At 61.6% G+C, this 10,934-nt stretch carries 7 protein-coding genes, 1 tRNA gene and 2 pseudogenes; 1 reads left to right on the top strand and 9 read right to left on the bottom strand.

What is annotated here, in order from left to right; genetic code table 11:
- Window positions 1-274: 274 nt before the first annotated feature.
- The 9 genes and pseudogenes from ACTJLD_RS41285 to ACTJLD_RS41245 all read right to left on the bottom strand — a co-directional run bounded on the left by ACTJLD_RS41285 (window position 275) and on the right by ACTJLD_RS41245 (window position 7,092).
- Window positions 275-351 (bottom strand) — tRNA-Ile (locus tag ACTJLD_RS41285).
- Window positions 352-584: 233 nt separating this feature from the next.
- A pseudogene (locus tag ACTJLD_RS41280) lies at window positions 585-1,705 on the bottom strand (IS3 family transposase).
- 114 nt (window positions 1,706-1,819) lie between these two features.
- Complete coding sequence (locus ACTJLD_RS41275) at window positions 1,820-2,818, bottom strand: hypothetical protein (RefSeq protein ID WP_440661780.1); 999 nt, start codon at window positions 2,816-2,818, stop codon at window positions 1,820-1,822.
- A complete protein-coding gene (locus tag ACTJLD_RS41270; protein ID WP_091924286.1) occupies window positions 2,818-3,723 on the bottom strand; it encodes a recombination directionality factor in 906 nt (301 codons plus the stop codon). The genes ACTJLD_RS41275 and ACTJLD_RS41270 overlap by 1 nt, the downstream gene beginning before the upstream one ends.
- 59 nt (window positions 3,724-3,782) lie before the next feature.
- The gene (locus ACTJLD_RS41265; RefSeq protein ID WP_091924290.1) at window positions 3,783-4,010 is read right to left on the bottom strand and encodes a hypothetical protein; all 228 of its coding nucleotides are present in this window, start codon (window positions 4,008-4,010) and stop codon (window positions 3,783-3,785) included.
- 11 nt (window positions 4,011-4,021) lie between these two features.
- Window positions 4,022-5,017 (bottom strand): YqaJ viral recombinase family nuclease, encoded by a 996-nt coding sequence (locus tag ACTJLD_RS41260; RefSeq protein WP_091924295.1) that lies wholly within the window; start codon window positions 5,015-5,017, stop codon window positions 4,022-4,024.
- Window positions 5,018-5,089: 72 nt separating this feature from the next.
- Complete coding sequence (locus ACTJLD_RS41255) at window positions 5,090-5,290, bottom strand: hypothetical protein (protein WP_440661779.1); 201 nt, start codon at window positions 5,288-5,290, stop codon at window positions 5,090-5,092.
- Window positions 5,287-6,252: a DUF932 domain-containing protein gene (locus ACTJLD_RS41250; protein ID WP_091924303.1), complete on the bottom strand. Its 966-nt coding sequence runs from the start codon at window positions 6,250-6,252 to the stop codon at window positions 5,287-5,289. The genes ACTJLD_RS41255 and ACTJLD_RS41250 overlap by 4 nt, the downstream gene beginning before the upstream one ends.
- A gap of 99 nt (window positions 6,253-6,351) precedes the next feature.
- Window positions 6,352-7,092: a hypothetical protein gene (locus ACTJLD_RS41245; RefSeq protein ID WP_322077552.1), complete on the bottom strand. Its 741-nt coding sequence runs from the start codon at window positions 7,090-7,092 to the stop codon at window positions 6,352-6,354.
- Between the two features lie 414 nt (window positions 7,093-7,506).
- Between ACTJLD_RS41245 and bcpA the strand changes: the two are divergent.
- Window positions 7,507-10,934: pseudogene (bcpA, locus tag ACTJLD_RS41240) on the top strand (contact-dependent inhibition toxin BcpA); the annotation flags it as partial.

The following is a 10,934-nucleotide window of genomic DNA, read 5'->3' as shown; positions in this document are numbered from 1 at the left end:
CTCAAGTCGACGTGCGAAAGTGAGTCGGGCATTCTTATGGGTGTTCATCCGGCTGGGTTCCTGGAAGGTTGGGTGTTTGGCGACTTCCAGTCTCCCAGACTCAGTCCGGATGAACCATCTATACAACCTATTGAAGCTTCACAACTAGCAGGTTCAACTGACCGAGCTGTTTCTGCAACTCGTGGATGGTAGGGGTGTTCATGGGACGATGTTTCAAGTATGTGATTGCTTCTTTGAGTGGCACCGGCCAGTCGAGTTCGTATTGATGTTCATGTGGTGGGCCCGGCCGGACTTGAACCGGCGACCAATCGATTATGAGTCGACTGCTCTGACCAACTGAGCTACGGGCCCGAGGGGAAGAGTGCTCGGCAGCATGGAGCGCAGTGTTGAGCGTGCATGATGCTAGGTAGGGTCCGCACGCACGCATGCTGGAGTGCCCCGTGGGATCGGCTTCAGGCTACCTGCCGATCTACTCTTTCCACAGTTTCAGAGCCCTTGCATAGCCAGATCACTAACGCTTGCGACAGCAGGAACAGGTGACCTGCCCCCTTCAATAGGGCCAATGGGCTTCTAGCAAAGTCCCTTTAAACCAACTCCTGGAAAACGGCAGGAGCATCCGCGGTTGCCCGATGTTTCGCCGCAAACTCTGACGGCGCAAGGTAGTTCAGTGCGCTGTGCGGCCTTTGCTCGTTGTAGTCCTGACGCCATGCCGCGATGACTGCCCGAGCATGCGCGAGCGTCGTGAACCAGTGCTCGTTAAGGCATTCGTCGCGGAACTTGCCGTTGAACGATTCGATGTACGCATTCTGCGTTGGCTTGCCCGCCTGAATCAATTTCAGAGCGACGCCGTTCGCATACGCCCACTGGTCAAGCGCGGGGCTTGTAAATTCGGGGCCCTAGTCTGTTCGCACCGCCTTGGGATAGCCACGGAAGCGAGCTGCGCGGTCCAATGCCCGAGCGACATACAAACCTGAGATGCCATGGTCGACGACGATGTCGACAGCCTCTTTCGTGAAGTCGTCGACGACGGTCAGGCACTTCACGCGCCGGCCGTTGGAAAGCGCATCCATCACGAAATCGATTGACCACACCTCGTTGGGGGCGCCCGGCAATGCCAGTTGCTCGCGCTCAATCATGACGCCCTGGCGCTTGCGACGGCGCCGCACAGCCAGCCCTGCCTCAAGGTACAGGCGATAGATGCGCTTGTGATTGGCGTGCGTGCCTTCGCGTTTCACCAAGGCGTGCAGTCGACGGTAGCCGAATCGACGACGTTCTTGCGCCAACTCCACCAGACGCGCCGCTAGCACCTCATTCTCGTGGTCCGGCTTCGCGTCGTAATGCAGCACGCTGCGAGAAAGCCCGACAAGCCGGCAGGCGCGGCGCTCGGAGATGTTGACCTTCTTCCGAATCGCCGACACTGCTTCGCGTTTGGCTTGCGGGCTCAGGGCTTTCCCTTGACGACGACCTTCAACGCTTCCATATCGAGCATTGCTTCGACCAGCAGCTTCTTCAGCCGGGCATTCTCCACCTCGAGGTCCTTGAGCCGGCGGGCTTCCGAGACTTCCATGCCGCCGAACTTCGCACGCCAGGTGTAGAACGACGCATCACTGAACCCGTGCTTCCTGCACAGTTCCTTGACCGGTATACCGGCCTCGGCTTCCTTCAGAAACCCGATGATTTGCTGTTCCGTAAAGCGCTTCTTCATGTTCGTCTTCTTCTCCGAAAACGAACTTTACTAGACTCCGGCTGGCCCTGTTTGTAGGGGGCAGGTCAGGACGTCCGAAGGGATTAGGAAAAGGATGCCGGGCGAAAGCCCGGGTTATGCCGGCAGATTGAGTTCGGCCAGTCGCCGGCGAAGTGCCAATGCTTTGGCTTGTGAACAGCCGAGGTGGACACGGATGTCTGCGACGGTGGGACGGACCAGACCGGCCGCAACGTCGTGCGCGAGTCGAGTCACCGCGTCGTCAGGCCGTGTCACGATCGACGGCCTCTCATTCGGATCGTATAAATTGCGACTAACGGTCTCACCCGTTTCCATCATCGAACTTGCCGCCGCGACTGTGGGTACCGCCGTAGTCATGGCTGCGACGACCGGGATTTCCATGGGAGTCGCGTCACGGGACGTCGCTTCGGCAGAAGAGCGCCCGAGCACGATGACCCACAGCAAACAGGCGACGCTTTCCAGTACGGTCGCGAACGTCAACCCCGACAGCAGATCGACACGCGCAGTCGTCGCACCGAGTAACGCCGCGAGTCGCGACGTGACCGGATCGACGAGTAACGCGTCGCGCTGACCGGTGACTCGATCGCGTTCGGCTTCGACGTGTCGCACCTCGTCAGCTTCTGCGGTTAGCGCGTCCAGTTTCGCGACCAGCGTTACACGACGCGCCTCCTGCATCCCGCAGTCACGACGACATCGTCGTGCGTCGATCATCGCGAGCTGCTGCGTGATCGTGGCCCGGTCGGTCATGACGACTGTCAGGCTACGCGGCGGCGAGGGCCGGGCGGCGACTGCAGTGGCTACCCTTCGGATACCCGCGTGCTGCTGGGCCAGCAGAAAGAAGGTGACGTGGCCGTAGCAAGCGGTTGCCATGCAGGCCAACCACAACAGGCTGCCAATCGCCCGGACGGCAAATGGCTTACCTCGGACGAGCGCTGGCAGCAGATGCGCGCTCGTAACGAGCACCACGCCGATCGCGATCCAGATGAGGCGTTCCGGCCACGTGCCACCCCGTTGCCAACCCGCCAATACGGACAGGCTCAGCGCAGTGGCCGTGGCCGACATCGCCAGAGCGAGTATCCAGCGAGACGACCGCATCATGCCGCCTTGCCGCCCAGCAACACGGCTTTGCGCTCGAGCTTGTCGCGCAGCGTCGCGGATTGACCGGTATCGCCGCCGCTTCCGGTATCCGGATGGCCCGCCGACTCGGGATAGAACTCCTCGGCCACGGCGGCGCGTTCGTCAGGACTGTCTTCGAACGCGCCATTCGCGAAGCCAGACCGTGCTGCCGCGTCGAGTGCGGCCTGATCGAACCCTGCCGCTCGCCGCCGCGCATCGAGTTCGCGCGCCTGCATCAGCGTGTCTTCGAGCGTACTGCCCGATCGCACGCCTAGATCGACGTAATAGATTGCGGACCGATAGCTCTGCGTCGTTGATTTTCCGCGCAGCCGAAGCTCCAGCGACAGACTGGCGAGCAGGTTGCCGGACACGGCACGGAAGTAGTGCAACCGAGCGGCAAGGGTGCGAATCGAGTTGTACGAGGTGGTGCGGAAGATGAACGAACCCATCTCGTCTTCGTCGCCAACGATCACATTCAGTCGCGCATAGGGCTTGCAACCGCCCTGGCGCGCGAAGGCACAGCCGTCCGGCGACGGGCAGGGTAGGTTTTCGATACCGGCGTCACCCGCGCGACGACACGTTTCCCCGTTGCCGACGCACACCGGCCGCCCGGTGTCCCGGTCGAACAGGCTGTAGTCGGCACGCAGGTTGAGATCCGGATCGTTGAAGAGCATGCGGACCGGAATCGCGCGGAGCTTGCCGGACGCCGCCTTGCGCAGCGTTTCATTCAGTGGATGCAACATCCACTCGCCACGCTGTTGTACCTGGGTGGTGAGCGTGAACTGGTCGTCCTTCTCGGGAATACGCTTGCCGTTTTTCTCGACGATGCGACCGATGGAGATGCGCCCGACAACGGGCGGGGTGATAGCAAGACCTTTGAGCATGATGGCCTCTAAGCTGAATAGATGAAGTGGAGGAATACGATTGCGCGTTGTCGCGCTGGCTACCGGGCAAAATGTGCTTCGAGCTTGTCGTGGATCTCGCGAGAGACGCCTTGCCAGGCTTGAGCGCTGATCATTGGATGAACGCCGAATTGCGCTTGCAACTGGTCGAGTGGCACCGTCGCAACCCGCTCGGCATGCTTGCTGAGCGCATCCATCACGAACGCTTGTGCGAGCGCGCCGTATCGCGAGAACGTCATGATCTCCGTGAGACATTCGAGGTTGGTCATGGGGATTGGAATCAGGTGGAAACGAGAAAACGCCGGGAACCCGGCTTCGAGATGGCGTACTTCGTTTCGAACTCGGGGTGGTCGGCCAGCAGTCGCGCCAGATCGACGCCAGACGAATCCTTGCTGCGCTTGAACGACACGGCGCCGGTCTGGAATACGGCCCGGTTTGCGTCACCCATGGCCTGCTGGAGCGTTTGCTTGAACTGCGCTTCGAGCTGCTGGCGCGTCTCGATCTCGGCACGTACGGCAACCAGATCGGCGAACACGGCCGACAGGCGATGGTCATCGCTGAAGTCGACCGTTTCGCCATTTCCCGGATACAGGTGCCGCAGCGCACGGTCGGCCGACTCCGAACCGTCAGCCGGCGGGGGCGTATCGGTTTCCACGAACCGCCAGAACCGCGCTTCGAGTTCGACCAGGCGCCCGATCAGCGCATCGTCGCGATCGATCCGATGCACTTCGAGCGCCTGACCACAGAGCAGCACGGCGACGTGCGCCGCTGTCTTGCCGGTGACGGCCAACTGGTGCTGGACCTGGATCTGCACGTACTCGGGCACGCCTTCTCGCCAGAGCCGTGCACCGAACTCGCCGGCCGTTTTACATTCCAGAATCTGTACGTCCGGAACGCCGACGATCTCGCGATCAATGTTCGCCAACATGAAGGGGATCGAGGGATGCCGCAGCACGGCGTTCACGCGTCGAACTCGGTTGCCGGTCTGCTTCGTGTACGACGCTGCAACGATGGGTTCGAGCAGCGTGCCCCAGTACGTCGGCGACGTCGTATCGTCCGGATCGGGACGAGGAAGGCCGTTGGCACGACCGGTTTTGTCGAGCCACAATTCCAGTGCGCTCATGTAGGGGTTGAGGCCGACCGCAGCAGCGGCATCCGATCCGCCGATGCCGGTTCGGCGCACGGCGAGCCAGTCGTCGCGACTCAGTTCTTGTGTCTTGACGAGCTTCAGTGCGGGCTTACGTGCACGGGGTGGTTCAGGGTGAGGTGTCGTCATGGTTTGCTCCGAAAACAAAAAAGCCCGGCAGAGCGAATCTGACCGGGCGAGAGGTGATGGGTTGGGCGCGCGCTATTCGGAACCGATACGGCGAATGGCGTCTTGCAATGCGTCGTACGCGAACGTCACGAGCTTGCCGTTTCCGAGATGGACAGTCGTACCCTGAGGTTTGATTTGCAGGATCGTGGCGTAACGGTCGCCGAATCGTAGCCCTGCTCCGCGCGGAATCTGAATGCGCAAGTCGACGGCAAGGGGTGGTATGGGCTTCGTCATGCGACAAGCTTCATCGCCTCCCAGGCTTTCTGTTTCAATGTCGCGCCTGCCCCGAACCAGGCGGCGTCGAGGCGGTGATCGTCAGTGCGTGCGCGGCGATGGTGATCGACGTACTCTGTCACTGCGTTCAGAAGACCCCACGCCGTACCCGACGCCGAAGCCAAATCCGAGCCTTTTCCATGTCCGCCATAGAGCTGGCCCACTGCCTTGATCGCGCGCTCGTTGACCGCGACTGTTTCGCGATCCGGGAGATTGGCGGTCGAGTAGGTCAGCACACGGCGCAGGAACGCTTCGGCCGCCGAGTCCGCCACCTTGCGTTCGGACAGGGCTTTGGTGCGGACCATAAAGGCGTCCCATGTTGAAACGGCGATGCCGAGCTGTCGCTTCACAGCGGCTGCATCAAACTGCGATCGATGCGAGACTTTGATCGTGCCGGCGTTGTTTCCCAAGGCGATTTGCAGCGTGTTGTTGCAGACCACTCGGATCGACGTGAACTGCGCCGTCGTGGCGAGCGTGCCGTCGCACGCCGTGGCGAGCAGCAGATAGCCATTGATTTCATCCTTACCTTTCAGGGCCCAGGACTGTCCTGTACGAGCGAGCGCCCAGAGTTTTCGGCCATCTTTGAGGATTCCTGCAGTTTCAAGTTGGAAACCGCCGATCTCCGTCAGGTCGCGATAGAACTCCAGAATCTCTTCGGGCTGCACGACCTGATAGCGTGCAGAGACAACGGACAAGGGTGCTTTGGTGTCCGATCGGTACAAGACATTCTGTTCGGGAAATGCGTGAATTGAGCCGAGGTTCCGATTGCCCGCAGCGACGAAACGCACTTCAGCTTCTTCGATCCGCCAGTCCATGCCGGCGGCGCGTCTCCAGACTTCAAGAGGTTGTTTCGGGGTGAGTTTGTTTCCGAGGCCGTGCCAGGGTTCGGCTCCGACGTAAGCCATTGTTTGAACGAGATGCATGGTCGCTCCTTGAATAAAGACGAGGGCATACAGTCCGGCGAGCGCCGGACGGAAAGAGAATTGAGGGGAGAACAGCGAGAGGGGAGTGAGGTGAACCGTTTAGTTCTGCGCGGTACTGAACGCGTGACCGCAGGCGAGACAGTGGTGATTGTCCAGCACGTTGTCATCGATTGCTGCGCCAACAGCAGATCCGGCCGCGCAGCCCGCGGCGCTGCCGACGAGGCCGGCAATTACCGCACCGGCGAGCCCGCCGAAGACCGTGCCGAGTGGTCCGGCGATTGAGCCAACGACCGCACCGGTCTCCGCGCCAGCGAGCGCGGCGGCCATGCCACCCGTCGCCCCTGCAACGCTGCCGATCGTGCTGCCAGCTTTGCGGGCGCGATTGCGTGTGTCGATGCGCGATGACAGGCAGCGTGGACAACGAATCGTCGGCCCGGATGACGACGCAGTGGCAGGCTTGGGCGGCGCCGGCTTGTCCGGTTCACCCATCAACGATTCGATCGCGTCGTGCAGATCGTGGCGTGCGTCGGTCGCTTGGGCCGCATGGGCGGGCTCTTCACGCCGACCGAACGGCGGATAGCTATTGACCGATTCGGCGTTGGCTTCATGCGCGGCGTGAAGTGCGTGGTTGGGATACGGCGCGAACGCCTCCCATTCGTCGAATTCATCGACGTCGACGGAACGCGGGTCGACAGCGTTGTGAGTCGGCGGGGGCGCAACAGCTGCGTGTCGGCGTGCCGGCCGGTCCTTGGTAGCGAGCCAATAGAAACCCACCGCGAACATGGCGACGAGCGCGAGGCCCAGCCCGATCAGCACAAAGGTAGGGGGATCAGAGATCACGGAAACTCCTGAGCGAAGTGCGCCGATGCGGAAATGCATCGACGGAGCGGCCGTAGCTGGCCATACTCAGGAAGGTGATATGTGGTTGAAAGAAAGTAAATTCTTCGTCGAGTACCGATTCGACCTCGCAATTCTGTCCGGGATGTTTTTGAGATGATGCGTGAGGTAAGATTCGCGCGGATTGCGATTAACAATGCCGTCGATATTTGCGGTCGACAGAGTATGTGGTTATCCAAAATATCGAGATAGTCAGACTGATATGGCAGTAATCGAGCGAAGGAGTTGTTTCGTCCGTCGCATCTCGGCAACGGTTGACAGTCTTTGACGCTGCCTTTCCACGGTTTCAATTAGATTCCATGCGATGTTCGAGGCCGTGAGGACGGATCGAACGAAAATCGCGAGTAGACCAAGGTTATGAATAAAAACCATTATCGGCTGGTGTTCAGCCGCGTGCACGGTATGTTGGTCGCAGTGGAAGAAACGGCCAGCTCAGCGGGGAAAGCAAGCGCAGGTGAAACGCGGCGTACCCTCGATCGCAGCGGTGTGCATGTAGTGACGCAGTTCGCGTTACGTTTTGCGGCATTTGCTGCGCTGATTGCCGCGGGCGCGATGCCGATGTGGGTGCACGCACAAATCGTCGGAGCGGGGCCGAATGCACCATCGGTAATCCAGACGCCCAACGGCCTGCCGCAAGTGAATATCAACAAGCCGGGTGGTGCTGGCGTTTCGCTGAACACCTACAACCAGTTTGACGTGTCGCATGCTGGCGCGATCCTGAACAACTCGCCGACGATCGTCAACACGCAGCAGGCCGGCTATATCAACGGCAATCCGAACCTGAGCGCGGGGCAGGCGGCGCGCATCATCGTCAACCAGGTTAACAGCACGGCGGCCAGCCAGATCAAAGGGTACGTCGAGATAGCGGGAAGCCGTGCGGAGATCGTGCTGGCCAACCCTGCCGGTATCGTCGTGGACGGTGGCGGGTTCATCAATACCTCGCGTGCGGTCCTGACAACTGGCGTGCCGCAGTTTGGCGCGGACGGATCGTTGACGGGCTTCAATGTTAATCGCGGCCTCGTGACCGTGCAAGGTGCGGGCCTCGACACCTCGAATGTTGATCAGACTGACATTATCGCCCGTGCTGTACAGGCTAATGCCGCGATCTATGCGAAGAATCTCAATGTAATTACCGGTACGAATCAGGTTAATCACGACACGCTTGCCGCGACGCAGATTGCCGGCGACGGTCCTGCGCCTGCTGTCGCGATTGACGTAGCTCAGTTAGGTGGCATGTATGCCAATAGGGTGTTTCTGGTTGGCAACTCCGCAGGCGTGGGTGTTGCGAACGCCGGGACGATCGCGGCGCAGGCAGGCGATTTGACGCTGCAATCGGATGGCCGGCTCGTGCTCACGGGCAAGACGACCGCGAGCGGCAACCTCGCGCTGTCGGCCGCGGGCGGCATCCAGAACAGTGGCACGACGTATGCGCAGCAGTCGTTGTCGGCCAGCACAAGTGCCGATCTCACGAACAGCGGCACGCTCGCAGCGCAGCAAAATACAACCGTCAACGCTGGCAGCGTCAACTCGACTGGCATGCTCGGCGCCGGCGTGAACAACGACGGTTCCGTCACGCACAGCGGCGACCTGAATCTGAGTGCGTCGGGCCAACTGACCGCGACCGGCCAGAATGTGGCGGGCGGCAATGCGTCACTGACAGGCGGCAGCGTGAATCTCGCCGGCAGCCAGACGGCGGCGAACGGCAATCTGTCGCTGAACGCGACAGCCGGCGACGTGAACCTGTCGAACGCGACGACGAGCGCGCAAGGCGCCATTCAGGCGAACGCATCGGGCACCGTGATCAACGATCACGGCAGCTTGTCGAGCGGTGGTGGCACAACGCTGACCGGTGGCAATCTGTCGAACCAGGGCGGGAAGGTATCGTCACAAGGCCCGCTGTCGGTGAATGTCGCCGGCCAAATCGCCAACCAGTCCGGCGAACTGGTATCCGAAAGCACGGCTGACGTGCGTGGCGGCACCATCGCGAACAACCAGGGCACCCTGCAAAGCGCGGCCGGCATGACGGTGGCCGGTGCGTCGCTGGATAATACGGCGGGCCGAATTACGTCGCTCAACGGTGATGGCCTGTCGGTGACGGCGAGCGGCCAGTTGACCAATGCGGCGGGCACCACTGCGAACGGCGCGCAAGGCGGTGTGATCGGCGGCAATGGCGATGTGTCGGTCCAAGGCGCAAACGTTGTCAATCGCGGCGCAATTACATCCAACACGAATCTGCGGGTATCGGGCCAGTCGGTCGACAACGGCAGCGGCACGCTGCAGGCTGCGCAAAAGGTGGCCGTCGACGCGGGCGCGCGCCTGGTCAACAACGGCGGCTCGATCGCCGGCCAGACGGCAACGATCAGTGGAACAACGCTCGACAACAGCGCGGGCACCTTGCAGGCGAGCCAAGTGTCATTGAACGCGACCGACCTCGTGAACCACGGCGGCACGATCACGCAGACCGGCGCGGGCGCGATGAGCGTGAACGTGTCGGGCACGCTCGACAACTCGAATGGCGGCACGCTGCAAACCAACAGTACCGATCTGATGCTCGCGCTTGCCGCGCTTGTCAACGATGGCGGCACGATCACGCATGCGGGCAACGGCACGCTGACGCTCGGCAACGGTTCAGGCTCGGTGTCGAACGTAGGCGGTTCGATCGCGAGCAACGGGCGCGTCGTCGCGCAAACCGGCGCGCTGAACAACACATCGGGCTCGATCAACGCGCAGAATGGACTGACGGCAACCGTCGCGGGAACGCTGAACAATGCGAGCGGCAAGCTGTTGTCGAACACCGACGTGAGTGTCACCAGCGGCACGCTGTCGAACGATCGCGGCCAGATCGGCGCCAGCACGAATGCGACGATCCGAACGGGCTTGATGACGAATCAGGGCGGCTCGATCGTCGCACCGAACCTGTCGGTCACTGCCGATTCCACGCTCGACAACAGTGGTGGCAAGCTCGAGGCCAATCAGCTTGCGCTGACGACTGCCAACCTCGTGAACCACGGCGGTACGATCACCCAGTATGGATCGTCGGCGATGGGGATGAACGTCAGCGGCACACTCGACAACTCGGCCGCCGGCGTGATCCAGACCAACAGCACGGACCTGACGCTCACGCCGGCCGAGCTGAACAACGCAGGCGGCACCATTACGCATGCCGGCGTGGGCACGCTGACGATCGCGCCGGGCAACGGAGCCAGCGCGCTGAACAACGCGGCTGGCACCATCGTGACGAAGGGACAAGCCATCGTCAACGCGGCTACCTGGAACAATGCGAGCGGTATCCTCGCCGCACAGCGTGGCCTCAACGCCACGATCGCGGGCGACGTAAACAACGCGCAGGGTTTGCTGCGATCAGACGCATCGCTGTCGTTGAAGAGCGGCGGCGCCCTGTCAAACCAAGGCGGCCACGTTCAGGCCGGGCAGTCGACAGCAGGCGACGCTAGCACGCTCGCCATTCAATCGGCCTCGATCGACAACGCGGACGGGGCCATTGTCGATCTCGGCGTGGGCAAGATGACCGTGCAAGGCGATAGCCAGATCGCCAACAGCCACGCCGGCGGCGTAGCGGGTATGGGCGCGATTACCGGCAACGGCGATGTGACGGTCAGCGCCGCGTCGATCAGCAATACGCAGGGCGGTCAGCTCAGTGGTGCATCTCTGCATGTCCAGGGGAACTCGCTCGACAACAGCGGCGGCTTTATCGGTAACGTCACGAATTCGAACGGCAACGTGAACGTTACGACGGCCGGCGCGGTCACGAACACGAACGGCCAGAT

The organism is Burkholderia sp. 22088 (assembly GCF_052045915.1).
Lineage (GTDB): Bacteria > Pseudomonadota > Gammaproteobacteria > Burkholderiales > Burkholderiaceae > Burkholderia > Burkholderia cepacia.
Note: the sequence above shows the minus strand (reverse complement) of the source record. Positions and strands in the feature narration are given on the sequence as shown.